Source organism: Caballeronia sp. ATUFL_F1_KS4A, assembly GCF_023630905.1.
GTDB lineage: Bacteria > Pseudomonadota > Gammaproteobacteria > Burkholderiales > Burkholderiaceae > Caballeronia > Caballeronia zhejiangensis.
In genome coordinates, this window is sequence record NZ_JALQEB010000001.1 from 400,572 (window position 1) to 424,394 (window position 23,823).

General features: G+C 63.4%; 22 protein-coding genes. 17 read left to right on the forward strand and 5 right to left on the reverse strand.

Annotation, left to right across the window (positions count from 1 at the left end):
* Positions 1-166 precede the first annotated feature (166 nt).
* Positions 167-613, forward strand: a complete 447-nt coding sequence (locus NCS03_RS01905; RefSeq protein ID WP_008351655.1) for a CHRD domain-containing protein — start codon at positions 167-169, stop codon at positions 611-613.
* A 12-nt stretch (positions 614-625) separates the two neighbouring features.
* The gene (locus tag NCS03_RS01910) at positions 626-1,570 is read left to right on the forward strand and encodes an alpha/beta hydrolase (protein WP_250528691.1); all 945 of its coding nucleotides are present in this window, start codon (positions 626-628) and stop codon (positions 1,568-1,570) included.
* Here the strand turns inward: NCS03_RS01910 and NCS03_RS01915 are convergent.
* A complete protein-coding gene (locus NCS03_RS01915; protein ID WP_008351653.1) occupies positions 1,540-2,388 on the reverse strand; it encodes an EcsC family protein in 849 nt (282 codons plus the stop codon). The two genes, NCS03_RS01910 and NCS03_RS01915, sit on opposite strands and share 31 nt — an antisense overlap.
* A 105-nt stretch (positions 2,389-2,493) precedes the next feature.
* On the opposite strand from NCS03_RS01915, the gene NCS03_RS01920 reads away from it, so the two are divergent.
* Both NCS03_RS01920 and NCS03_RS01925 read left to right on the forward strand, forming a co-directional pair.
* Positions 2,494-4,089, forward strand: coding sequence for an MFS transporter (locus NCS03_RS01920; protein ID WP_250478655.1), 1,596 nt, complete (start codon positions 2,494-2,496; stop codon positions 4,087-4,089).
* Between the two features lie 12 nt (positions 4,090-4,101).
* Entirely contained in the window at positions 4,102-4,572 is a 471-nt protein-coding gene (locus NCS03_RS01925; RefSeq protein ID WP_008351651.1) for a MarR family winged helix-turn-helix transcriptional regulator, read from the forward strand.
* Here NCS03_RS01925 and NCS03_RS01930 read toward each other — a convergent pair.
* On the reverse strand, positions 4,569-5,843 hold the full coding sequence (locus NCS03_RS01930) for an amino acid deaminase (RefSeq protein WP_250528692.1): 1,275 nt from the start codon (positions 5,841-5,843) through the stop codon (positions 4,569-4,571). The genes NCS03_RS01925 and NCS03_RS01930 overlap by 4 nt on opposite strands.
* Positions 5,844-5,977: 134 nt before the next feature.
* On the opposite strand from NCS03_RS01930, the gene NCS03_RS01935 reads away from it, so the two are divergent.
* Genes NCS03_RS01935 through NCS03_RS01945 form a run of 3 tightly spaced genes read left to right on the forward strand, consistent with a single transcriptional unit; the run spans position 5,978 to position 8,767 of the window.
* On the forward strand, positions 5,978-6,865 hold the full coding sequence (locus NCS03_RS01935) for a MurR/RpiR family transcriptional regulator (protein WP_008351646.1): 888 nt from the start codon (positions 5,978-5,980) through the stop codon (positions 6,863-6,865).
* A gap of 2 nt (positions 6,866-6,867) precedes the next feature.
* Positions 6,868-8,352 (forward strand): N-acyl-D-amino-acid deacylase family protein, encoded by a 1,485-nt coding sequence (locus NCS03_RS01940; protein WP_034470570.1) that lies wholly within the window; start codon positions 6,868-6,870, stop codon positions 8,350-8,352.
* Between the two features lie 34 nt (positions 8,353-8,386).
* On the forward strand, positions 8,387-8,767 hold the full coding sequence (locus NCS03_RS01945; protein WP_008351642.1) for a RidA family protein: 381 nt from the start codon (positions 8,387-8,389) through the stop codon (positions 8,765-8,767).
* Between the two features lie 56 nt (positions 8,768-8,823).
* On the opposite strand, the gene queF is transcribed toward NCS03_RS01945, so the two are convergent.
* From queF to ilvA, 3 genes are read right to left on the reverse strand one after another with little or no spacing between them, the layout of a single operon-like run.
* The gene (gene queF / locus NCS03_RS01950; RefSeq protein ID WP_008351640.1) at positions 8,824-9,648 is read right to left on the reverse strand and encodes an NADPH-dependent 7-cyano-7-deazaguanine reductase QueF; all 825 of its coding nucleotides are present in this window, start codon (positions 9,646-9,648) and stop codon (positions 8,824-8,826) included.
* Complete coding sequence (locus tag NCS03_RS01955; RefSeq protein ID WP_250528693.1) at positions 9,645-10,556, reverse strand: 5'-nucleotidase; 912 nt, start codon at positions 10,554-10,556, stop codon at positions 9,645-9,647. Before NCS03_RS01955 ends, queF begins: the two co-directional genes overlap by 4 nt.
* 6 nt (positions 10,557-10,562) lie before the next feature.
* Positions 10,563-12,086, reverse strand: a complete 1,524-nt coding sequence (gene ilvA, locus NCS03_RS01960) for a threonine ammonia-lyase, biosynthetic (protein ID WP_008351636.1) — start codon at positions 12,084-12,086, stop codon at positions 10,563-10,565.
* Positions 12,087-12,580: 494 nt separating this feature from the next.
* Here ilvA and NCS03_RS01965 point away from each other — a divergent pair, with 494 nt between their 5' ends.
* From NCS03_RS01965 to NCS03_RS02010, 10 genes are all read left to right on the forward strand, one after another.
* Entirely contained in the window at positions 12,581-16,675 is a 4,095-nt protein-coding gene (locus NCS03_RS01965) for a DUF3683 domain-containing protein (RefSeq protein WP_034470575.1), read from the forward strand.
* A 36-nt stretch (positions 16,676-16,711) separates the two neighbouring features.
* A complete protein-coding gene (locus tag NCS03_RS01970) occupies positions 16,712-17,146 on the forward strand; it encodes an HIT family protein (protein ID WP_008351633.1) in 435 nt (144 codons plus the stop codon).
* A gap of 9 nt (positions 17,147-17,155) precedes the next feature.
* A complete protein-coding gene (locus NCS03_RS01975) occupies positions 17,156-17,563 on the forward strand; it encodes a gamma-butyrobetaine hydroxylase family protein (protein WP_008351631.1) in 408 nt (135 codons plus the stop codon).
* A gap of 84 nt (positions 17,564-17,647) precedes the next feature.
* On the forward strand, positions 17,648-18,379 hold the full coding sequence (ubiE, locus tag NCS03_RS01980; RefSeq protein WP_250528694.1) for a bifunctional demethylmenaquinone methyltransferase/2-methoxy-6-polyprenyl-1,4-benzoquinol methylase UbiE: 732 nt from the start codon (positions 17,648-17,650) through the stop codon (positions 18,377-18,379).
* A 25-nt stretch (positions 18,380-18,404) separates the two neighbouring features.
* Positions 18,405-19,415 (forward strand): Tim44 domain-containing protein, encoded by a 1,011-nt coding sequence (locus tag NCS03_RS01985; protein ID WP_008351625.1) that lies wholly within the window; start codon positions 18,405-18,407, stop codon positions 19,413-19,415.
* A gap of 125 nt (positions 19,416-19,540) precedes the next feature.
* Positions 19,541-20,245 (forward strand): ubiquinone biosynthesis accessory factor UbiJ, encoded by a 705-nt coding sequence (locus NCS03_RS01990; RefSeq protein WP_051079038.1) that lies wholly within the window; start codon positions 19,541-19,543, stop codon positions 20,243-20,245.
* 22 nt (positions 20,246-20,267) lie between these two features.
* The gene (ubiB, locus tag NCS03_RS01995) at positions 20,268-21,839 is read left to right on the forward strand and encodes a ubiquinone biosynthesis regulatory protein kinase UbiB (protein WP_250528695.1); all 1,572 of its coding nucleotides are present in this window, start codon (positions 20,268-20,270) and stop codon (positions 21,837-21,839) included.
* An 11-nt stretch (positions 21,840-21,850) separates the two neighbouring features.
* A complete protein-coding gene (locus NCS03_RS02000; protein WP_034470581.1) occupies positions 21,851-22,468 on the forward strand; it encodes a methyltransferase in 618 nt (205 codons plus the stop codon).
* A 149-nt stretch (positions 22,469-22,617) separates the two neighbouring features.
* A complete protein-coding gene (locus NCS03_RS02005; protein WP_250528696.1) occupies positions 22,618-22,989 on the forward strand; it encodes an FmdB family zinc ribbon protein in 372 nt (123 codons plus the stop codon).
* Positions 22,990-23,123: 134 nt separating this feature from the next.
* Positions 23,124-23,786: a DUF502 domain-containing protein gene (locus NCS03_RS02010; protein WP_008351614.1), complete on the forward strand. Its 663-nt coding sequence runs from the start codon at positions 23,124-23,126 to the stop codon at positions 23,784-23,786.
* Positions 23,787-23,823 lie beyond the last annotated feature (37 nt).

Sequence of the window (23,823 nt, forward strand, 5' to 3'; positions counted from 1 at the left end):
TACCAAGCTGTTGTAGCTAGCTAGAGAAGGGCGCCGCGAGGCGCCCTTCTCGCATTGGCGCGCCCGCTTTCACCGAAGAGAAATGCGTCACGTATTTGAATTGATCTACCATGGCGATGCGGTCCTCCCAGCAAAACGCGCACTGACCGCGACCAGGAGAGCATTGATGATCTCGACATGCCGACCACATGTCCGCTGGATACCCATTCTGCTGCTCGCGACGCTCGCCGCGAGCCCCGCTCACGCCGACTCCGTCGCGCTAAAAGCGAACCTCCAGCCTTCGAGCGAAGTTCCGCCGCGCGTGAGCAAAGGCCACGGCATCCTCGACGCCACTTTCGACACCGACACTAAAGTGCTGACTTGGACCGCGACTTATGCGGAGCTATCGGGTCCGGTGACGATGGCACATTTCCACGGCCCCGCGCCGGTCGGGCAGAACGCGAAGGTGCAAGTGCCCGTCGACAAGAAAGCGCTCGCGAGCCCGATGAAAGGACAAGCGACGCTGACGGACCCGCAAGTCACCGATCTCATGGCGGGTCAGTGGTATTTCAATATTCACACGCAGGAGAACCCGACCGGCGAGATACGCGGTCAGGTGGTGCCTGCCGATTGACGCTCGGCGACGATGAGTTGGCAAAGCGCCTTCGCGTGCTGGGTCGTAGCGAAACGCGTGCGTCCGCACAGCGCGCATCCCACGCTCGACGTCGAACTCGCGCGCGACTACGCGTCGCGCCGGCTCTGGTCGCCGCGCGTGCCGAAAGGATGGCGGCTCGACATCCGCGAGACAATCGGCGATGCACCGCTGCGCGGCGAATGGCTCATCCCGCCGACAACGCCGCGCGCAACGATTCTTTATCTGCACGGCGGCGGTTATTACTTTTGCTCGCCCCGCAGTTATCGAGCGATTACGTTCGGATTGGCCACCCACGCGAATGCCAGCGTTTTCTCGCTTGATTATCGTCTTGCGCCGGAACATCGCTTTCCAGCGGCGCTCGACGATAGCGTCGCGGCCTATCGTCGGTTGCTCGAAAACGGGGTGCCGGCGCAATCGATCGTCATCGCGGGCGATTCCGCGGGCGGCGGCCTCGCGCTCGCGACGCTTCTCTCGCTGCGCGACGCAGGCGATCCGCTTCCGGCCGCAGCCGTGCTGTTTTCACCGTGGACGGATCTGACGTGCAGCGGCGAGTCGATGCGAACCAACGACGGCCGCGACCCGATGTATCACGCGTCGGCGTTTCCCAAAGTAGCCGCGCAATATCTCGGCGCGGCGGACGCGCGCAATCCTTACGCGTCGCCCGTTTTCGGGGATTACGAAGGCTTGCCGCCGCTCTTCATCCAGGCCGGCGATACGGAATTGCTCCTCGACGACGCCACCCGCGTCGCAGCCAAAGCGCGCGCGGCGGGCGTGCGCGTCGAAATGGAAATCTGGCGCGGCGTGCCGCACATCTTCCAGATCTGGGCGCCGTTCATGCCCGAGGCGCGCGAAGCGCTCGCGCACGCCGCCGCATTCATCGAATCGACGGCGGCGGCGACGAATGCTCATCGCCCGCCCATGACCTCGATCGTCTGATACGCGCGCTCGACCGCCGACGCGCCGTATCGACGCTCGAGTCTGCGCACGGTGAAGTGCCCATGCGCCATCTGCTGGAAATGGTCGATGAACACGGTGTTGACCATCGCGCCGAGCACCGCGCCGATCGCCGGAATCGACTTCGCCGCGACCTGCTCGCTGACCTGCACCGAAAACCGCGATGCGACCGTCTGCAGGAACTTGAGCAGCGCCGTCGATCCGTGACTGCTCAGACCCTTGGCGGCGATCTCGTTTGTCGCGCGCGAGACCGACTGCGCAAGCGCGCCGCGCACGATGAAATAGCCGAGATCGGCGTTGTCGTCGTCGGTTTTGGTGCCGCCCATGCCGAGCACCATCATGCATTGCAATTGCGCCTCGACTCGATGCACGTCCTCGCCTTCGCTGCGCGCGATATCGCAGATCGAGCGGAACATCAGCGTCGTCGTAACGGGCAACTCGACAGGCAACGCGAACAGTCCGAATGCGCCGCCCGCCGCGCCGGTCGTCGCGACGGCGAGTTTGTGCATCAGGTTGTGCGGCTTGTCGGGCGGCGGCGCGAGTAGCGAATCGGAGGGCGCGCTCTTGCCGAGCGTGCGCAGCGCGACCTGAAGGCATTTCTTCAGCGCGAGCTGCGTCGCGTCGTCGACTTTTTCCTGCGCGGCGGCCGGCAAGCGGCCCATCAGCTTTTCGATGGGCGCGCCGACGACACTCGCCAGCTTCATCGTCAGCGACGGGCTTTCCAGCAATTCCTTCGCGCGGGCAAGGGCCGCGAAATCTTCGGTCGTAAGCGGCGAGGTGATGATCGGCGTCGGTTCCATGCGAGGGTTCTATCCGGGAAAAGGTAAGTTGACACGCAGAATTAGAGTGCGCGCCCGTGCTATGATTCCATTTCCGTTGACTAGTCAATCATTGCGGTTACAAAGATGGCCGTTCATACAGCCGCGCATCATTCCAGCGGGCAGGTGCTGCCTTTTCGCGAATCCCTCATGGCGATGCTGGGCGTTTCGTTCGTCACGATGCTCGTCGCGCTCGATCAGACTGTGGTCGGCACCGCGCTGCCGACGATCGTCGCGGAGCTTAAAGGCTTCGATCTCTACGCGTGGGTCGCCACGTCGTATCTTCTGACTTCCGTCATCACCGTGCCAATTTTCGGACGCCTCGGCGATTACTACGGCCGCAAGCCGTTCGTGATCGCGTCGATCGTCGTGTTCACCGTCGCCTCCGTGCTGTGCGGGCTCGCCAACAGCATGATGTTCCTCGTGCTCGCGCGCGGCTTGCAAGGCATCGGCGGCGGGATGCTCGTCGGCACGGCGTTCGCGTGCATCGCCGATCTTTTCCCCGATAACGTCGTGCGCCTGCGCTGGCAAGTGCTGATGAGTTCCGCGTTCGGCATCGCGAACGCGGTCGGGCCGTCGCTCGGCGGCTTCCTCACGCAGTATTACGGCTGGCGTTCGGTCTTCTACGTCAATCTGCCGGTGGGCATCGTGTCGCTCTTTTTCGTGTGGCGCTTCCTGCCGCATCTGCGGCACGTCGCGCATGAAGGCAAGATGCGCCTCGACTGGCCGGGCGCCGCGCTGATCGCGGTGGCGCTCGGCGCGCTGCAATTGTTCGTCGAAATGCTGCCGAAACACGGCTTCGGCGCGGAATCCGTCGCGCTGCTCGCGATGAGCGTCGCCGCCGGCTTCGCGCTGTGGAAGTGGGAAATGCGCTGCGATTACGCGATCCTGCCCATCGACATGTTTCGCAACAAGGCGCTCGCCGCGCTCTTCACGCTCGCGATTCTCGGCGGTTTCACGATGTTCTCGCTGCTCTTCTATGCGCCGCTGCTGTTCCAGGGCGGCTTCGGCATGTCGCCGAAGGACGCAGGCATGATGATTACGCCGCTCGTCGTGTTCATCACGATCGGCAGCATCGTGAACGGGCGCATCGTCACGCGCCTGAAGAACGCCAATCTGATGCTGTACGTCGGTTTCGCGCTGCTCGCGGTGTCGTGTCTCGGCACCGTCGTCGCGACGCACAACATGCCGCGTTCGCTGCTGCTCGTCATCATGCTGCTCGGCGGACTCGGCCTCGGCTTCGTCATGCCGAATCTCACCGTGTTCGCGCAACAGACCGCGGGCCGCGCGCATCTGGGCATCGCGACGGCGCTTTTGCAGTCGCTGCGCATGATCGGCGGGATGATCGGCACGGCGCTCACCGGCACGCTTGTCGCGCATCTCTATGCGAGCGGCGTGAATCTCGCGCTGGAAAAAGATCACGCGATGCATTGGGCCGCTGATCTCTCCGATCCGCAAATCCTCATCAATCGCGAAGGTCAGGAGACGCTGCTTGCGCAACTGAGCGCGGCGGGGCATAACGGCGCGATGCTGCTCGAAGCCGCGCGCGAAGCGCTCGTCGCCGCGATCCATATTGGTCTCGCGCTCGCGGCGGTGATCGCGGTGGTGTCGTTGTGGCAGTCGCGCCGCGTTCCGCCGGTGCGACTGAAAGGGCCGCAAGAGCCGGTCATCCTCGCCGAATGATAGAGAAAGAGCATGAATGAACAGGACCGTATCGCCGTGGTGCAGCAATTCGGGCGCACATATCGCGCGTTCATGTCGGCGTTCGAGACGGCCGTCGGCCAGCCGATGCCGCGCTGGCGCATTCTGCTCGCGTTGCACGAGCACGCGGGCGTGCTGTCGCAGAAGCGGCTCGTCGAGCATCTGAAAGTCGACCCGGGCGCGCTGACGCGTCAGCTAAAGACGCTGGAAGGACTCGGCTGGATCGTGCGCAGCGTCGATGCACGCGACAATCGCGTGTCGAATGTCGCGCTGACGGCGCAAGGACGCGCCATCGCGGAAGATGGTTTGCCGCGACGCAATGCGTTCCTTCACGACACGATGGCTTCGCTGCCCGACGAGGCCATCGAGGCCTTGTCGAGCGCGCTGCACATGTTCGAGGGACGCCTTCAGGAAGTGGCGGCCGCGAATGCCGCATCGGCGGCCGCGCTAGAAGAAAAGGCTTAGAAGAACGTTTCGATCACTTCGGTGACGCGATACTTCGGGTCGACGACCAGAATCTGACGCCACTTGTCGAACGTCAGGCACGGATGCGAGATATCGAACGCGATCATGTCGCCGACTTTCACGTCGTCGCCCGGCTTGATGCGCAAGTACGCGTGCTGATCCATCAGGCCGAAAATCTCCCAGCCTTCGTCGGGCGATACGTCACGCGGCGCTTCGTTGCCCGGACGATAATGCTTCGCCGGCTCCGGCATGCCCGCATCGAACGCGGAATCGCGCTTGCCCAGACCGATGATCGCGCGGTCCGGTTCCGGAATCGACTGAACGTACGCCCATAGTTGCAGCGCCGGCTTCAGACCTTGGCCCATCTTCTTCGCGATAGGATTGCGCGCGAAAATCTCGTTCTGCGCTTTCTTGTAGATGCCGACGTCGTGCGTCAGATAGCAGCCCGGCCGCAGCACGACCTCGATCGCATCGCTGTTGGCCTTCGCGAACTCGTCGGCGACGACGTCGTACCACGCCGATCCCGCGCCCGACAGAATCGCCGGCTTGCGCGCGATCTTGCCTTCGCCGATCAGCTTGCGCGTGACATCGACCGCGCTCTTCAGAAACTCGCGCACCTTGGTTTCGTCCTGCAGCACGCCTTCATACAACTCGATGCCCGCGAGTTCGATCGTGCCGTTCCAGCGCGCGATCGCGGCGAGGACGGCATCGCGCTGCGCGTCATCGCGCACGCCGGTGCGTCCGCCCGGCACCCCGAGTTCGATCAGCACGTTCAGCTTCTTGCGCACCGAGCTGAAAAATTCGCCGAGCTGATCGACGCCATCGGCTGAATCGACGAGACAGAAGAACTTGAAACTCGCGTCCGTGAGCAATTCGGCGATCATGCCCATGTTGCGTTTGCCGACGAGCTGATTCGCCATCAGGACGCGATGCACGCCGCCGCGATACGCCGCGCGCACCTGATGCGCGGTCGCGAGCGTAATGCCCCACGCGCCGGTGTCGAGCTGACGGCGGAAAAGTTGCGGCGCCATCGTCGTCTTGCCGTGCGGCGCGAGCTTCACACCGTATTCGCCGACAAAATCCTGCATCCACTTCAGATTGTGTTCGATGCGATCCGAATAGAGGACGGCGGCGGGCAGGCTCACGTCCTCTTCGAGCAGATTCCATTGCAGGCGCGACGCGTCGTTCAATTGGATGCCCGTGCCGGGCACCATTCCGAGGCCCTTGCCGAACGGGTCGATCGTCGCGTTCTGATAGTTTGTAACTTTCATGTGCTGCCACTCCATCGTCCGTTTAAATAAACCCCGCGCGCAGTGCGATGTGCGTCAAGGTTGACGGTGCCATGTTAACCAAAGTAGCATCCGGGAAGGAAATGTTATTTAGTAACACGGGCTCATCGTAAACCATGAACGGCCACGCCGACACGCTCAGTTTCGACATCGTCGCACGCATCGCGGAGCGGGCGCCCGAGTTGCGCGGGGCCGAGCGCAAGGTAGCCGCGCTGATTCTCGACGACATCGTGAGCGCGTCGCGCGCGAGCATCGGCGCGCTGGCGGACAAGGCCGAGGTCAGCGTCGCGACGGTGACGCGTTTCGCGAAAGCCGTCGGTTGCGAGGACGTGCGCGAACTGAAGCTGCGGCTCGCGCAGGCGGCGGGCGTCGGACAGCGTTTCTTCCGGCGCGACGCGGACGCCGTGCCCGATTCGCTCGCCGCGCGCATCTTCGAGGAAGTGCAGGCGACGCTCGCGCAGAATCAGGGCGCGCTCGCCGCCGCGCCGATCGCCGAAGCCGCGGATGCGCTCGCGGCCGCGTCGATGATCTACGTGTTCGGCATGGGCGGCGGCTCCACGGCGCTCGCCGACGAAATGCGCTTTCGCCTCGTGCGGCTCGGGCGGCCGGTCGCGTCGTATCAGGACGGGCTGTTGCAGCGCATGGTGGCGTCGACGTTATCGAAGGAACATGTGGTCGTCGCGCTTTCGGTGACGGGGCAGACGCCCGAGATCGTCGAAAGCTGCGCGCTGGCGAAGCAGTACGGCGCGCGCGTGATCGCGCTGACCGCGCCCGCATCGCCGCTCGGCGCGCTCGCGGACTGGCTGATTCCGGTCATCGCGATCGAAACGGATTTCATCTACAAGCCCTCGTCGTCGCGTTACGCGATGATGATGGCGCTCGATTTGCTCGTCACCGAACTGGCCGTCAAGCAGGCCGATCACAGCCGCGAACTGTTGCGCCGCATGAAGCACGCGCTCGATTCGCATCGCGGCGGCGGCGAACGTCAACCTTTGGGAGACTGATCATGGAATCGTTGAAGGCCGACACGCTGATCGTCGGCGCGCGCGTGATCGACGGCACGGGCGCGCCCGCCGTCGAACGCGATGTCGCCGTGCGCGACGGACGCATCGTTGCGATCGAGGCGCCGGGCGGTCTCGCGGACTGGACCGCCGACGACGTGTTCGACGCGCAAGGCAAAGTGCTCGCGCCCGGTTTCATCGACGTCCACACGCACGACGACACGCACGTGATCCGCTCGCCGCAGATGATGCCGAAGATCACGCAGGGCGTGACGACGGTGATCGTCGGCAATTGCGGGATCAGCGCGTCGCCGGTGACGCTGAAGGGCGATCCTCCCGATCCGATGAACCTGCTCGGTGACGCCGCCGCGTTCGCGTACCCGACTTTCGCGTCTTACGTCGATGCCGTGAATGCCGCGCGCCCGACGGTGAATGTCGGCGCGCTCATCGGCCATACGGCGCTGCGCAACAATCATATGGACCGGCTGGATCGCGGCGCGTCCGCCGATGAAGTCGCCGCGATGCGCGCGCAGCTCGAAGAAGCGCTGGGTAACGGCGCGCTCGGATTGTCGAGCGGATTGGCGTATGGCTCGGCGTTCAGCGCGCCGCCCGAGGAAGTGCAGGCGCTCGCCGAGCCGCTCGCGAAAGCGGGCGCGCTCTACACGACGCACATGCGAACCGAGTTCGACGCCATTCTCGACGCGATGGACGAGGCGTATCGCGTCGGGCGTCATGCACGCGTGCCGGTGGTGATTTCGCATCTGAAGTGCGCGGGGCCGTCGAACTGGGGACGCAGCGCGGAAGTGCTCAAGTCGATCGAAGCGACGCGCGACGGGCAGCCGGTCGGATGCGATTGTTATCCGTATAACCGCAGTTCATCGACGCTGGACTTGAAGCAGGTGACGGGCGATATCGACATCACGATCACCTGGTCGACGCCGCATCCGGAGATGGCCGGCAAGCTGATCCGCGAAGTCGCCGACGAATGGAAGGTGACGCAGCAGGAAGCGGCGAAGCGCTTGCAGCCGGCGGGCGCGGTGTATCACAACATGTCGGAAGACGACGTGCGGCGCATTCTTTCGCATCCCGCGACGATGGTCGGTTCGGACGGTTTGCCGAACGATCCGCTGCCGCATCCGCGTTTGTGGGGCGCGTTTCCGCGCGTGCTCGGCCACTATGCGCGCGACGAAGGCGTGCTGACGCTCGAAGAAGCCGTGCGCAAGATGACGAGCCTGTCGGCGCGGCGTTTCAGCATCGCGGAGCGCGGCGAAGTGAAGGTCGGCTATCACGCGGATCTGGTCGTGTTCGATCCGGAGCGCGTGATCGATTCGGCGACGTTCGCGAATCCGCAGCAGGCGGCGGACGGCATCGACGCGGTGTGGGTGAATGGCGTTTTGACGTATCGCGAGCAGGCCGTGACCGGCGCGCGAGCGGGACGTTTCGTGGCGCGCGGTTCGGCATCCAAGCTGGATGCGGCCGGCGCGTTTTGAGCACTGATTCGAGTCAGGAAAAGGAGTCTGAAAGATGAAGCGTTATGGCGTGGAAGGTGGCAAGGGACAAGGCGGCGCGCATATGCCGTTCGCACGCGCGGTCGAGGCCGATGGCTGGCTGTTCGTGTCGGGCCAGACGCCGATGGAAGATGGCGAAGTGATCAACGGCGGCATCGTCGAGCAATCGCACAAGGCGATTCAGAACGTCATCGCGATTCTGAAGGAGGCGGGTTACGGCACCGAGCACGTCGTGCGCTGCGGCGTGTGGCTGGACGATCCGCGCGATTTCGCGTCGTTCAACAAGGTGTTCAAGGAGTACTTCGGCGCGAATCCGCCGGCGCGGGCTTGCGTGGTGTCGTCGATGGTGATCGACTGCAAGGTCGAGGTGGATTGCGTGGCTTATAAGAAGGCGTAAGAAGGCGAACATGCGATCGCGGCTCTGATTCCTGTAAAGCAGAGCCGCGTCGTTATTCACTGCCGCGCCAGCCGCGCATTATCCGGCATCGGCAAGTTGAAATTCGTTCTGAACGGATTGATATCCAGCCCGCCGCGCCTCGTATAACGCGCATACACCGCGAGCCGTTCCGGTTTGCACTCCCGCATGATGTCCATGAAGATGCGCTCGACGCATTGCTCATGAAACCCCGTATGTTCGCGGTAAGACACGATATACCGCAGCAATCCCGCGTGATCGATCTGCCCGCCGTAATAGCGGATCTGCACGCTGCCCCAGTCCGGCTGTCCCGTAACCGGGCAATTCGATTTCAACAGGTTCGAAAACAACGTCTCGTCGACGGGCGCTTCATCGTGCGCGGCCTTCAATAACGAAGGATCCGGCGAGAAAACATCGCAATCGAGATCGAGCCGGTCGAGCGACAAACCATCGAACTCTTCCATCGTGAGCTTGCCGAAATCGGCCGGCGCGGCGAGTTGCACCGAAACCGTCGCGCCGCAGACGGCGGACACATCGCGCTTGATTGCCGCGCGCACGTCGTCGATCGAATCGAATTGCGTCTGCGCGAACGAGCCGAGATACAGCTTGAACGACTTCGATTCCACGATGTTCGGCGAATCCGCCGGCACGAAGAACGTCGCGACCGCGATCTGCGGCTTGCCGCGCTTGTTCAGCCACGACAACTCATACGCGTTCCAGATATCCGTGCCGAAGAACGGCAGACGCGCGGGCACGGCGATCGCATCGCGCGCGCGCTTGCGGTCGATCGGAAACAGCAGCGACGCATCGTACTGTTCGGTGTAATGGACGGGCTTGCCGAGCGGAGATTGATCGGGTGTCATGATGCGTTCGCTATGCCGCTGAGAACGTGCCCCGTCGCGGTGACGACGAGAGCCGATTCGCAGTGGCGAATTTGATCGTCGAAGAAAAAGTCGGGCTCGAATTCGCGCAGGAATTCGCCCTTGTCGAGTCCGCCGAGAAACATCGCTTCGTCGATTTCGATGTTCCACGCCATCAGCGTGCGGATCGCGCGCTCGTGCGCCGGCGCGGACCGCGCGGTGACGAGCGCCGTGCGGATGTGCATCGGCTGATCGTCGTGATCGTCGGCGATGCGCTGCAATTTGTTGAGCGCGGCGAGCAGCGGCTTAAGCGGACCGTCCGGCAGCGGCGACTCGCGTTTGTCCAATTCATGCCCGACGAACGCATGCAAACCATCGCTTTGAAACACGCGCTCGGCTTCGTCGGAAAAGAGCACGGCGTCGCCATCGAACGCGATGCGGATTTCGTCCGCGTAACGGCTCGCGGCGCGCGGCGTTTCCGGCAGCACGCGCGCGGCGGGAAAACCGGCGGCGAGCGCGTCGCGCACATCGTCCGGATTCGCCGATAGAAACAGCGACGCCCGCAAGGGTTTCAGATACGCAAACGGCGAACGGCCGCGCGTGAACACGCCGCGCTCGATCGCAAGTCCGTGTTCGCGGCACGAATGAAACGCGCGCAGCCCGCTGATCGGATCGCTGCGCGACAGGATCACCACTTCGACGCGCTGTTCATCCGCGTTCAGCGCGAGCAGCTTGCGGATCAGCCCGAACGCGACGCCGGGTTTCGCGGGCGTGTCGAGCCGCGAGCGTTGCAGCGCTTCGTATTGCGCGAGATCGCCGGTCTCGAAGACACGGTTCTCTTCCTCGAAATCGAACAGCGCGCGCGACGAAATCGCGACGACGAGCTTGTCTTCGAGCGTGAACTTCGGCATTTCGATTTACGCCAGAAACAGCTTGTAGACCGGATTCGCGCCTTCGTCCCACCACGGATAGCCGAGCGTCGCGAGGAAGCGCTCGAACTCCGCGTTGTCCGACTGCGGCACCTGAATGCCGACGAGAATCGAGCTGTAATCCGCGCCCTGATTCCGGTAATGGAACAGGCTGATGTTCCAGTCGGGCGCCATCGACGAAAGGAACTTCATCAGCGCGCCCGGACGTTCCGGAAACTCGAAGCGCAACAGACGTTCGTCGCGCGCGAGCGGCGAATGTCCGCCGACCATGTAGCGAATGTGCTGCTTCGAGAGCTCATCGTGCGAAAGGTCGACGGTCGCGAAACCATGCTCGATGAACGACGACATCATCTGCGCGGTTTCCTTGCGCGACTTGATCTGCACGCCGACGAAGATATGCGCGGCTCTTTCATCGGCGATGCGGTAATTGAACTCGGTCACGCTGCGTGTGCCGACGAGCTCGCAGAAGCGCCGGAAGCTGCCGCGCTCTTCGGGAATCGTCACGGCGAACACGGCCTCGCGCGCCTCGCCGACTTCCGCGCGCTCCGCGACGAAGCGCATGCGGTCGAAGTTCATGTTCGCGCCCGACGTCACCGCGATGAGCGTCTTGCCCTCGATGCCCTCGCGCTCCGCGTACAGCTTCGCGCCCGCGACCGCGAGCGAGCCGGCGGGTTCGAGCACGCTCCGCGTGTCCTGGAAGACATCCTTGATCGCGGCGCAAAGGGCATCGGTATCGACGGTGATGACTTCATCGAGCAACTCGTTGCACAGCCGGAACGTTTCCTCGCCGACGAGCTTCACCGCCGTGCCGTCCGAAAACAGGCCGACTTCGGAGAGCGTCACGCGCTCGCCCGCCTTGATCGACTGCGCCATCGCGCAGGAATCCTCGGTCTGCACGCCGATCACCTTGATCTCCGGGCGCACCGCCTTGATGTACGCCGCGACGCCCGCAGCCAGCCCGCCGCCGCCGATCGGGCAGAAGATCGCGTGGATCGGACCCTGATGCTGGCGCAGGATTTCCATCGCCACCGTGCCTTGTCCGGCGATCACGTCCGGATCGTCGAACGGATGCACGAAGGTCAGGCCGCGCTCTTCCTGAAGCTGCACGGCGCGCGCGTAGGCGTCGCTGTACGACTCGCCCGCGAGCACGATTTCGACCGTCGGTCCGCCGTGCGCGCGAATCGCGTCGATCTTCACTTGAGGCGTGGTCGTCGGCACGGCGATCACCGCGCGGCAGCCGAGCCGCGCCGCCGACAGCGCCACGCCCTGCGCGTGGTTGCCCGCCGACGCCGTAATCACGCCGCGTGCGAGCACGTCTGCCGGGAGCTGCGCCATCTTGTTATAGGCGCCCCGAATCTTGAACGAGAAAACCGGCTGATTGTCCTCGCGCTTGAGGAACACGGAGTTGCGCAGGCGCGCGGACAGGTTGCGCGCGGGTTCGAGCTCGCTTTCACGCGCGACGTCGTACACGCGCGCGGTCAGCACTTTTTTCAGGTAGTCGGGATGTGTCATGCGAGAAATCGTCAGGCGGCCGCGATGCGCGCAGGTTTTTGAGAGCGAAAGCATCAATGATAGCGCCATCCGCGCGCGTTCCGGGCGCGCCGTGTGCTTCGACCGTCCGGACGGTCGTGTAAAAAAGCGTCGAAAATGACATGAACGCGTCGCGAATCCGCACGCAAAAGCCCCTTCTCGCTGCTAGCGCCCGCAAACGCGCGTTTGCCCGATGGGTTAGAATTTCCTTTTACGAATCAGCAATCAGGATCGGCAGATGCACCGGCAGCTTCGGATCGATTTTCTGGCGCATGTTTCCCGCGAGTCGCATCCCGCGGCGGAAAGGCATGCGCGCCACGCGCGATCGTGGCGTTGATCCAGGGCACACCGAAGGCGCTGTGACGAGCCCGGCGGCCTTCGCCAAGAGAAGTTTCATTCGAAAATTTGCGCCCCCACGCGCATCGCCGGCATTTCCGCTTTTCTAGCGCGAGCGCCGGCACACCGAACCGTCGAACATGAACGCACCTCAAGCCTTCGATCCGAACGGCGCCCATGCCGCCTTGGCGCTCGATATCGAGCCGCGTCTCCGCGAAATTCCCTATAACTACACATCGTTTTCCGATCGTGAAATCGTCATGCGGCTCCTCGGCGACGAAGCCTGGGCCGTGCTCGACGAACTGCGCAACGAGCGCCGCACCGGCCGTTCGGCGCGCATGCTGTACGAAGTGCTCGGCGACATCTGGGTCGTGCGGCGCAATCCGTATCTGCAGGATGACCTGCTCGACAATCCGAAACGCCGGGCGCTGCTCGTCGAAGCGCTGAATCACCGTCTCGCCGAAATCGAAAAGCGCCGCAGCGCCGATCTCACCGCGCATAGCGACGAAGCCGGCAGCCGCGAACGCGCCGAGCGCGTGCAGTTGCTGGTCGCCGCCGCGCGCCGCGCCGTCGATGATTTCGCCGCCGAGTTCGGCCGCATGGCCGACTTGCGCCGCCGCGCGTCGCGTGTGCTGGGCAAGGAAACGCAGAAGGACAACATCAAGTTCGACGGCCTGTCGCGCGTCGCGCACGTCACCGATGCAACCGACTGGCGCGTCGAATACCCGTTCGTCGTGCTGACGCCGGACACCGAAGCCGAAATCGCCGGACTCATCAAGGCGTGCTTCGAACTCGGGCTTACCGTTATTCCGCGCGGCGGCGGCACCGGCTACACCGGCGGCGCGATTCCGCTCACGCCGTTTTCGGCGGTCATCAACACGGAAAAGCTGGAACAGCTCGGTCCCGTCGAAATGACGGATCTGCCGGGCGTCGATCACAAGGTCGCGACGATTTTCTCCGGCGCGGGCGTGGTCACGCGGCGCGTCACCGAAGCGGCGGAGCAGGCGGGCTTCGTGTTCGCCGTCGATCCGACTTCGCTCGATGCGTCGTGCGTCGGCGGCAATGTCGCGATGAACGCGGGCGGCAAGAAGGCGGTGTTGTGGGGCACGGCGCTCGACAACCTCGCGTGGTGGCGCATGGTCGATCCGGAAGGCAACTGGCTCGAAGTCACGCGTCTCGATCACAACTGCGGCAAGATTCACGACGTCGAAGTGGCGCGTTTCCGGCTCGACTGGTTCGATGGCAATCGTCCGCCGGGCGAGAAGCTGCTGCGCACCGAAAGCCTCGACATCGCCGGGCGCACGTTCCGCAAGGAAGGGCTCGGCAAGGACGTCACCGATAAATTCCTCGCCGGGCTGCCCGGCGTGCAGAAGGAAGGCTGCGACGGTCTCATTACGTCCGCGCGCTGGATTTTGCACAAGATGCCCGCGCATACGCGCACCGTCTGCCTCGAATTCTTCGGCCAGGCGCGCGATGCGATTCCGAGCATCGTCGAAATCAAGGACTATCTGTTCGAGACGTCGAAGCAGGGCGGCGCGATCCTCGCCGGCCTCGAACATCTCGACGAACGCTATCTGCGCGCGGTCGGCTACGCGACCAAGAGCAAGCGCAACGCGTTTCCGAAGATGGTGCTGATCGGCGATATCGTCGGCAATGACGCCGATGCCGTCGCCGCCGCCACATCGGAAGTCGTGCGCATGGCGAACGGCAAGAGCGGCGAAGGCTTCGTCGCGGTGAACGCCGAGGCGCGCAAGCGTTTCTGGCTCGACCGCTCGCGCACGGCCGCCATCGCGAAGCACACGAACGCGTTCAAGATCAACGAAGACGTCGTGATTCCGCTCAATCGCATGGGCGAGTACACGGACGGCATCGAGCGCATCAACATCGAGTTGTCGCTGAAGAACAAGCTGCAACTCGTCGACGCGCTCGAAGCGTTCTTCCGCAACGGCAAGCTGCCGCTCGGCAAGTCCGACGACGCGAACGAAATTCCGAGCGCCGAACTGCTCGAAGACCGCGTGCAGCAGGCGCTCGATCTGCTGAAGCGCGTGCGTGAGCGCTGGACGTTCGTCGGCGACAAGCTCGACATGTCCTTGCGCGAGGCGCAGCACTATCTCGTCAATCTCGGCTACGAAGCGCTCGCGGAAAAGTTCGCGGATCGCGTCGACATTCAGCCTGACGCCAACGTGTTCCATGTCGCGCAGGACCGTACGGTGCGCGTGTCGTGGAAGCAGGAAATCCGCGCGGAACTGCGCCAGATCTTCAACGGCGGCGAGTTCAAGCCGATCCTCGACGAAGCGCAGGCCATCCACAAGCAAGTGCTGCGCGGGCGCGTCTTCGTCGCGCTGCACATGCATGCGGGCGATGGCAACGTGCACACGAACATTCCCGTCAACTCCGACAACTACGCGATGCTGCAGGACGCGCATCACGCGGTCGCGCGCATCATGAAGCTCGCGCGTTCGCTCGACGGCGTGATCTCGGGCGAGCACGGCATCGGCATCACGAAGCTGGAATTCCTGACCGAAGACGAAATCGGCGATTTCCGCGCGTACAAGCAGCGCGTCGATCCGCATGGCCGCTTCAACAAGGGCAAGCTGTTCGACGGCGCCGATCTGCGCAACGCCTACACGCCGTCGTTCGGGCTGATGGGCTACGAGTCGATCATCATGCAGCAGTCGGATATCGGTGCGATTTCCGAGTCGATCAAGGACTGCCTGCGCTGCGGCAAGTGCAAGCCGGTCTGCGCGACGCACGTGCCGCGCGCGAACCTGCTCTACAGCCCGCGCAACAAGATTCTCGCGACGTCGCTGCTCGTCGAAGCGTTCCTGTACGAAGAGCAGACGCGCCGCGGCGTGTCGATCAAGCACTGGGACGAGTTCAACGACGTCGCCGATCACTGCACGGTCTGTCACAAGTGCGTGACGCCGTGTCCGGTGAAGATCGATTTCGGCGACGTGTCGATGAACATGCGCAATCTGCTGCGCAAGATGGGCAAGAAGAAGTTCAACGCGGGCAACGCGGCGGGCATGTTCTTCCTGAACGCGACGAATCCGCAGACCATCAATCTCGCGCGCAACGTGATGATGGACTTCGGCTACAAGGCGCAGCGTTTCGGCAACGATGTGCTGAAGAAGATCGTCAAGAAGCAGACGGCGCAGCCGCCCGCGACGGTCGGCAAGCCGCCGGTCGTGACGCAGGTGATCCACTTCGTCAACAAGAAGATGCCGGGCAATTTGCCGAAGAAGACGGCGCGCGCGCTGCTGGATATCGAGGACAACAAGATCGTTCCGATCATCCGCAATCCGCAGACGACCACCGTCGATTCGGAAGCCGTGTTCTATTTCCCCGGCTGCGGCTCGGAACGTCTCTTCTCGCAAGTCGGGCTCGCGACGCAAGCGATGTTGTGGGAAGCGGGCGTGCAGACCGTGCTGCCGCCGGGCTATCTGTGCTGCGGCTATCCGCAGCGCGGTTCCGGCCAGTACGACAAGGCCGAGAAGATCGTCACCGACAATCGCGTGCTGTTCCATCGCGTCGCGAATACGCTGAACTATCTCGATATCAAGACCGTGGTCGTGTCGTGCGGAACGTGCTACGACCAGCTCGCGGGCTATGAATTCGAGAAGATCTTCCCGGGCTGCCGGATCATCGACATTCACGAGTTCCTGCTCGAGAAGAACATGAAGCTCGACGGCGTGACCGGCACGCGCTACATGTATCACGATCCGTGTCACTCGCCGATCAAGACGATGGACCCGGTCAAGCTCGTCAACGATCTGATGGGTTCGCAGAACGACGGCTACAAGATCGAGAAGAACGATCGATGCTGCGGCGAATCGGGCACGCTCGCGGTCACGCGTCCGGACATCTCGACGCAAGTGCGCTTCCGCAAGGAAGAAGAGATTCGCAAGGGCGCGGCCAAGTTGCGCGGCATTCCGCTCGTCGCGGAAGCGGGCTCGAACGCGATCAATCCGATGAACGCGTCTGCGGGCTCGGCCGGCGCGGCGCCCGGTTCGGTGCTCTCCGCAGGCGATGGCGCGCAGACCAACGGCACGGACGTGAAAATCCTGACGAGCTGCCCGTCGTGCCTGCAAGGTCTGTCGCGCTACAACGAGGACGCCAACGTCGAGGCGGACTATATCGTCGTGGAAATGGCGCGCAAGGTGCTCGGCGAAAACTGGATGGAACAGTACGTCGAACGCGCGAACAATGGCGGTATCGAGCGCGTGCTGGTGTAATAGCGAAATCGAGGTTTGATTCGCTAGAGGTATGAGATGGACTGTGTGTTTTGCCGTGAAGACGGCGGCGAAGTGCTGTGGTCGGACGACACGTTGCGCGTCGTCCTTGCCGATGAGCCCGACTGGCCGGGCTTGTGTCGCGTGATCTGGGGCGCGCACGTCGCCGAAATGTCCGATTTGCCGGATGCCGACCGCGTGCGCGTGATGACCGCCGTCAACGGCGTCGAGCGCGCGATGCGCCGCGTGCTCGTGCCGGAAAAGATCAATCTGGCAAGTCTCGGCAATCAGGTGCCGCACGTCCACTGGCACGTCATTCCACGCTTTTCCAACGATTCCCGCTTTCCTCTGCCGATCTGGGCGCCGCGCCAGCGCACGGTGTCCGAATCGCAGCTATCGAAGCGCCGCGCGCAGGCCACGCTTTTGCGCGAACAGGTGCGCAACGAGCTGAACCAGGCCTTCGGCCATCAATAAGACGAGATCATGAGCGGACTCACTTCCACGACGCCGATTCCCACCGGCGTCGTCGTGCATTCGAAATCGCGCGTGCTGGAGCTGCAATACGGCGACGAGTCGTATCGCGTGCCGTTCGAGCTTCTGCGCGTCTATTCGCCGTCCGCCGAAGTGCAGGGCCACGGCCCCGGACAGGAAACGCTGCAGACGGGCAAGCGCGAGGTGACGATCATCGGCGTCGATCCGGTCGGGCACTATGCGCTGCAACTCAATTTTTCGGACGGTCACAATACCGGCATCTATTCCTGGGACATCCTGCACGACCTGGCGACGCGTCAGGACGAACTGTGGCGCGAGTATCTGGCGAAGCTGGAAGCCGCCGGCGTGGACCGAGACGCGCCGATGGCCGCAAAACCATCCGGCGGACACTGTCACTGAGCAATAGGGCTGCGGCATAACGCCGCATAGCCGGCGCGAGTTTTGCGCAGACATAGAACGAACAACAGGCGAGGAAAACGCGCGATGAGCAAGACCCACTTCGGATACGAAACGGTCGAAGAGCAGGACAAGGCGAAGAAAGTGGCGGGCGTGTTTCATTCCGTCGCGGGCAACTACGACTTGATGAACGACCTGATGTCCGGCGGACTGCATCGGATCTGGAAACACTTCACGATCGGGCAGGCCAAGGTGCGGCCGGGCTACAAGGTGCTGGACATCGCCGGCGGCACGGGCGATCTCGCGATGGCGTTTGCCAAGCAGGCCGGCGAGACCGGCGAAGTCTGGCACACGGACATCAACGAATCGATGCTGCGCGTAGGCCGCGACCGGCTGATCGACAAAGGCGTGCTGACGCCCGCGCTGCTCTGCGACGCCGAAAAGATCCCGTTCCCGGACAATTATTTCAATGTGGTTACAGTTGCCTTCGGTCTTCGTAACATGACGCATAAGGATCGCGCGTTGGCCGAAATGACGCGCGTGCTGAAACCCGGTGGAAAGCTGCTCGTGCTGGAATTTTCGAAAGTATGGGAGCCGCTAAAGAAGCCGTACGATGTCTACAGTTTCAAGATTTTGCCGTGGCTTGGCGAAAAAGTGGCCAAAGATGCGGATAGCTATCGGTACTTGGCCGAGTCCGTCCGCATGCACCCGGACCAGGAAACTCTCAAAACAATGATGGAACAAGCGGGCCTGGATCGAGTCGAATATTACAATTTGTCAGGTGGCGTGGTAGCGTTACACGTCGGGACCAAATTTTGATGTTCCACTCTCTTAAGGATTCGATATGTTCGATTCGCGCAAACCCCAATCCCGGGGTTTCCTGAACCTCTTCTTCAGGAAGGCCGGAATCTTGGCGCTGGCTGGCGTTATTGCGGCCGGCGCAATCTTCGCGGAAACGGCGGAAGCCAAGCGCATGGGCGGCGGCCGCAGCATGGGCCGTCAGTCGGCCACGGCAACGCAGCAGCATCAGGCGACGCCGCCTTCGCAGTCTCAATCGATGCAGCAGAACAACGCAGCGCAGGCACAACGCGCGCCGGCCGCGCCGGCCGCACCCGCCGCGGCGCAACCCGCGCGCAATCGCTGGCTCGGGCCGATCGCCGGTCTCGCGGCGGGTCTCGGCATCGCGGCGCTCCTGTCACACTTCGGGCTGGGCGAGGCGTTCGCCGGCGCGATGGCCAACATGATCATGATCGCGTTGATCGTGCTGGCGGCCGTCATGCTGTTCCGCTTCATCATGCGCAAGCGTCAGGGCAACAACACGCCGGCATACGCGGGTGCCGGATCTGCTTCGGGTTCGCCGTACGGCGCGGCCGCGCGCCAGAGCCTGAATCAGGAACCGCCGCAAATGCCGCAGCAGCCGACCGGTTTCGGTGCCAACTACATCGAATCGCCGGCGACGCAAGCGGTCGCGAATCCCAACGTGCCGGCGGGCTTCGACACCGAAGCATTCGTGCGTAACGCGAAGGTCTACTTCGTGCGTTTGCAGGACGCGTGGGATCGCGGCAATGTCAACGACATCCGCGAGTTCACGACGCCCGAGATGTTCGCCGAGGTGAAACTCGACGTCGACGCACGCGGCAGCGCGCCGAACCGTACCGACGTGGTTCAGCTCAACGCCGATGTGCTCGGTGTCGAGGACCGTGCGTCCGAGTATCTCGCGAGCGTGCGCTTCCACGGCCTGATCCGCGAGTCGGAAGGGGCGGCGGCGGAACCGTTCGTCGAGGTCTGGAACCTGTCGAAGCAGAAGTCGGGCAACGAAGGCTGGCTGCTGGCGGGCATTCAGCAGGTCAGTTGAGCTCGACCATGCCCTTGGCCGAATGGCCAGGGCGCCGGCAACCGTCGGTGTGATGGCCGGTTGCGAAGGTAGAATAGAAACCCGCGCGAGAAGTGTCCCGCGCGGGTTTTTTCATCTCACAGCCGATGACGAACGCAGACGAATCCGCCCGTCCCGCAGCAAATCCCGCCTTGAAGACCGCGTCCAGTGGATTCGCGGCCGCCGTGAACCATCTGCTCGTGCGCGAGCCCTGGGCGCTCGAGCGGCTCAAGCCTTATGCAGGCAAGCGCGTGAAGCTGTCGTGCGGGCCGGTTTCGATCGCGCTCGTCGTGCAGCCGGACGGTCTCTTCGCGGCAACCACGGAAGCGGAAGCGGGCGCATTCGACGTGACGATCGCCGTGCCGCTCGACGCGCTGCCCGCGTTCCTGCAAGGCGGCCAGGCGGCGGTGATGAAACACGTTCGCATCGAGGGCGACGCCGAATTCGCGACGACGCTCGCCAAGCTGGCCGAACATCTGCGCTGGGATCCGGAAGAGGATCTGGCGCGCGTAATCGGCGACGCGCCCGCGCATCGCGTTGGCATCATCGCTCGGGCGGTGCAGGAGCAGGCGCAGCGCACCGGGCGCAATCTTCTTGACACCTTCACCGAGTATTTCCTCGACGAGCGCCCGCAACTCGTGCGCAAGAGCGCGCTCGACGCATTCAATGCCGAGCTTTCGAAAGCGCGCGATGCACTGGCGCGCGTCGAAAAGCGCATCGAAAGAATCGAACGGCAAACCGAACAATCCCGGCCGGCGAGCGGCGCCTCAGCGCGATCCGGCGGCGAGTCTGTGCGCGACTCGCACGAATAACGAGCTGAAGCAAATTCGAACCATGCGTTTTCTGCGTTTCCTCAAGATTTTTTTCACGATCGTCCGATTCGGTCTCGATGAGCTGGTGATGAGCGGCATCGACGATCGTCGCGTGCGCTACCTCATGCGTATCACGACGTTCGGCCGCAGGTTCGACGTCGAGCGCGGCATCCGCTTGCGGCTCGCGCTGGAAAGCCTCGGGCCCATCTTCGTGAAGTTCGGGCAAGTGCTGTCGACGCGGCGCGATCTTCTGCCCGTCGATGTCGCCGACGAGCTCGCCAAGCTTCAGGATCAGGTGCCGCCGTTCGATTCGGCGGTGGCCGTGTCGATCATCGAGAAATCGCTCGGTGCGCCCATCGACGAATTGTTCGACGGTTTCGAGCGCGTGCCGGTGGCGAGCGCGTCGATCGCGCAGGTGCATTTCGCGAAGATCAGGAACGGCGAGCACGCGGGAAAGGCCGTCGCGGTGAAGGTGTTGCGCCCGGGCATGCTGCCCGTGATCGACTCCGACCTCGCCCTGCTGCGCGACATCGCGACGTGGGCCGAGCGCCTCTGGGCGGACGGCCGGCGTCTGAAACCGCGCGAAGTGGTCGCGGAGTTCGACAAATATCTGCACGACGAGCTCGATCTGATGCGCGAGGCCGCCAACGGCAGCCAGTTGCGCCGCAATTTCCAGGGGCTCGATCTGCTGCTCGTGCCGGAGATGTACTGGGACTTGTCCGCGCCGACGGTGCTCGTCATGGAGCGCATGGTCGGCGTGCCGATCAGCCAGGTGGAGACCTTGCGCGCCGCGGGCGTCGATATTCCCAAGCTGGCGCGCGAAGGCGTCGAGATTTTCTTCACACAAGTGTTCCGCGACGGCTTCTTTCACGCCGACATGCATCCCGGCAACATTCAGGTGAGCCTCGATCCAGCGACGTTCGGGCGCTATATCGCGCTGGATTTCGGCATCGTCGGGGCGCTTTCGGACTTCGACAAGAACTACCTCGCGCAGAACTTCCTCGCCTTCTTCAAGCGCGACTATCACCGCGTCGCGACGCTGCACCTCGAATCCGGCTGGGTGCCGCCGAGCACGCGCGTCGAGGAACTGGAAAGCGCGATCCGCGCGGTCTGCGAGCCCTATTTCGATCGCGCGCTGAAGGACATTTCGCTCGGGCAGGTGCTGATGCGCCTTTTCTCGACGTCGCGACGCTTCAATGTCGAGATTCAGCCTCAACTCGTGCTTCTGCAAAAGACGATGCTCAACGTCGAAGGACTCGGGCGCTCGCTCGATCCGGAGCTGGATCTGTGGAAAACGGCCAAGCCGTATCTCGAGCGCTGGATGAACGAGCAGATCGGCTGGCGCGGCTGGTACGAGCGGCTTCAAATGGAAGCGCCGCAGTGGAGCAAGACGATTCCGCAGCTGCCGCGGTTGATTCACCATATTCTGGCGGAGCGCCACGACGCGCCGAAAAGCGGCAGCGACGAACTGATGCGAATGCTCCTTGCGGAGCAGAAGCGCACGAACCGCCTGCTCGTCGCGGTGCTCGTTGCCGGTGTCGTCGCGATGGCGGGCGCGGGCTTCGTAATCGCGCAGTTCTGGCTCCATCCCTGAGAGCGCGCAGCATGAGCGATCCGACGAACTCAAATGTTCCCGATTTCGAAAACCGCGATCCGAACTCTCCGGGTTTCTGGGATGAACGTTTCGGTCAGCACTTCACGCCGTGGGATCAGGCCGGCGTTCCGGAGATGTTCAAGAGTTTCGTCGCGTCGCGCAGTGCGCAGAGTGTGCTGATTCCGGGCTGTGGCAGCGCGTACGAAGCGCTCCATCTTGCCGAACGCGGCTGGCCGGTCCGCGCAATCGACTTCTCGCCGGCCGCTGTCGAGGCGGCGCGCGCGCAACTCGGCGCGCATGCGGGCGTCGTCGAAGAGGCGGATTTTTTTGCGTATGTGCCGCCGTTTTCGCCGGATTGGATCTACGAGCGCGCGTTTCTCTGCGCGCTGCCGAAGACCCGCTGGCAGGATTACGCCAGCCGGATGGCGGCGTTGCTTGCGCCCGGCGCGCTGCTGGCGGGCTTCTTTTTCATCGGAGCGACGCCGAAAGGGCCGCCTTTCGGAATCGAGCGCGCCGAACTGGATGCGCTGCTGTCGCCGCACTTCGAATTGATCGAAGACCGCGAGGTGAGCAACTCGATACCCGTATTCGCCGGCCGCGAGCGCTGGATGACGTGGCGGCGAATCTGAGCCAGCCGGCTTGAAATTCGCCGCCGACGCCCTGAAATATTGCGCGGTTAATCTTGCGCCCGCGGTCCCGAAAATCGCGGGCCAATATCGGTTTGCGGCTATAATTCAAGGCTTTGCAAGCGTCGACAGATCATTGTAGGAAGAGTGCCATGCCGATTTACGCGTACCGTTGCGCCGAGTGCGGCCACGAAAAAGACGTGCTTCAGAAACTGAGCGATGCGCCGCTCACGCAGTGTCCCGCCTGCGGGAAGGACACTTTTTCGAAGCAGGTGACTGCCGCCGGATTCCAGTTGAAGGGTTCAGGCTGGTATGTCACCGACTTCCGTGGCGGAAACAGCAATGCCGGCAACAAGAGCAACGCGGCCGCGTCTGACGCATCGGCGGCGAAATCGGACGATGCCGCTTCGGCCGGTTCCGGCAACTCGAATTCGAGCGATAGCGCGACGCCGGCGAGCACGCCATCATCCTCGGATGCCGCCAAACCCGCCGCGGGCGCGTCCGCATCGTCGAGCGCCGCCTGAGCGCCAGACGGCCGGCGCGGCGGGCCACATGCCGCGCCGATGACCTCGTAGACCGCGCTCAGCCGAGCGCGACCCGCCTGCCAAGCCGAATCTCCGACGCACTCGAGAGCCGGCGCAGCCTTCGCCCCGTGTAAATGACCACGAAAAAGACTACGCTGAAAACCGTGTTCCTCACCGGCCTGCTCGTGCTGGTGCCGCTCGCCATCACCTTGTGGGTGCTCGGGCTCGTGATCGGAACGATGGACCAGACGCTGCTTCTGCTGCCGCAATCGTGGCAGCCCGAGCGGATCGTCGGTTTTCATCTGCCGGGCGTGGGCGCGGTGCTGACGCTTGCGTTCATTTTCATCGTCGGGCTGTTGACGCAGAACTTCGTCGGCCAGAAGCTCGTGAAATGGTGGGACGCCATCCTTCGTCACATTCCGGTCGTCGGCCCGTTGTACACGAGCGTGAAACAGGTGTCGGACACGTTGCTGTCTTCGAGCGGCAACGCGTTTCGCAAGGCGCTCCTGATCGAGTATCCGCGCAAAGGCTCGTACACCATCGGATTTCTCACGGGCATTCCGGGCGGCGACGTGCTGAATCATCTCGATGAAGAGCACGTGAGCGTCTATGTGCCGACGACGCCGAACCCGACGTCCGGCTTCTTCCTGATGATGCCGAAAAGCGAAGTCGTCGAACTGGACATGACCGTCGACGCCGCACTGAAGTACATCGTCTCGATGGGCGTGGTGGCCCCTTCGCCGAGCGCACCGACACCGGTCGCGCCAGCCCGCCGCCCCACCGAGCCGCCGATGTAATGCCGGCGCGCGCGCAGCGAGAGTCAGCCGCGAGAGA

Bases quoted from the DNA above. Each gene is read 5' to 3' on its own strand.
- NCS03_RS01915 (WP_008351653.1), bottom strand. From the start codon at position 2,388: ATGGAACCGACGCCGATCATCACCTCGCCGCTTACGACCGAAGATTTC.
- ilvA (WP_008351636.1), bottom strand. From the start codon at position 12,086: ATGACACATCCCGACTACCTGAAAAAAGTGCTGACCGCGCGCGTGTAC.
- NCS03_RS02005 (WP_250528696.1), top strand. From the start codon at position 22,618: ATGCCGATTTACGCGTACCGTTGCGCCGAGTGCGGCCACGAAAAAGAC.
- NCS03_RS01970 (WP_008351633.1), top strand. From the start codon at position 16,712: ATGGACTGTGTGTTTTGCCGTGAAGACGGCGGCGAAGTGCTGTGGTCG.
- NCS03_RS02000 (WP_034470581.1), top strand. From the start codon at position 21,851: ATGAGCGATCCGACGAACTCAAATGTTCCCGATTTCGAAAACCGCGAT.
- NCS03_RS01925 (WP_008351651.1), top strand. From the start codon at position 4,102: ATGAATGAACAGGACCGTATCGCCGTGGTGCAGCAATTCGGGCGCACA.
- NCS03_RS01975 (WP_008351631.1), top strand. From the start codon at position 17,156: ATGAGCGGACTCACTTCCACGACGCCGATTCCCACCGGCGTCGTCGTG.
- NCS03_RS01965 (WP_034470575.1), top strand. From the start codon at position 12,581: ATGAACGCACCTCAAGCCTTCGATCCGAACGGCGCCCATGCCGCCTTG.
- NCS03_RS01920 (WP_250478655.1), top strand. From the start codon at position 2,494: ATGGCCGTTCATACAGCCGCGCATCATTCCAGCGGGCAGGTGCTGCCT.
- NCS03_RS01930 (WP_250528692.1), bottom strand. From the start codon at position 5,843: ATGAAAGTTACAAACTATCAGAACGCGACGATCGACCCGTTCGGCAAG.
- NCS03_RS01910 (WP_250528691.1), top strand. From the start codon at position 626: ATGAGTTGGCAAAGCGCCTTCGCGTGCTGGGTCGTAGCGAAACGCGTG.
- NCS03_RS01940 (WP_034470570.1), top strand. From the start codon at position 6,868: ATGGAATCGTTGAAGGCCGACACGCTGATCGTCGGCGCGCGCGTGATC.
- NCS03_RS01985 (WP_008351625.1), top strand. From the start codon at position 18,405: ATGTTCGATTCGCGCAAACCCCAATCCCGGGGTTTCCTGAACCTCTTC.
- NCS03_RS01945 (WP_008351642.1), top strand. From the start codon at position 8,387: ATGAAGCGTTATGGCGTGGAAGGTGGCAAGGGACAAGGCGGCGCGCAT.
- NCS03_RS01935 (WP_008351646.1), top strand. From the start codon at position 5,978: ATGAACGGCCACGCCGACACGCTCAGTTTCGACATCGTCGCACGCATC.
- NCS03_RS01955 (WP_250528693.1), bottom strand. From the start codon at position 10,556: ATGCCGAAGTTCACGCTCGAAGACAAGCTCGTCGTCGCGATTTCGTCG.
- NCS03_RS02010 (WP_008351614.1), top strand. From the start codon at position 23,124: ATGACCACGAAAAAGACTACGCTGAAAACCGTGTTCCTCACCGGCCTG.
- queF (WP_008351640.1), bottom strand. From the start codon at position 9,648: ATGACACCCGATCAATCTCCGCTCGGCAAGCCCGTCCATTACACCGAA.
- NCS03_RS01905 (WP_008351655.1), top strand. From the start codon at position 167: ATGATCTCGACATGCCGACCACATGTCCGCTGGATACCCATTCTGCTG.
- ubiB (WP_250528695.1), top strand. From the start codon at position 20,268: ATGCGTTTTCTGCGTTTCCTCAAGATTTTTTTCACGATCGTCCGATTC.
- ubiE (WP_250528694.1), top strand. From the start codon at position 17,648: ATGAGCAAGACCCACTTCGGATACGAAACGGTCGAAGAGCAGGACAAG.
- NCS03_RS01990 (WP_051079038.1), top strand. From the start codon at position 19,541: ATGACGAACGCAGACGAATCCGCCCGTCCCGCAGCAAATCCCGCCTTG.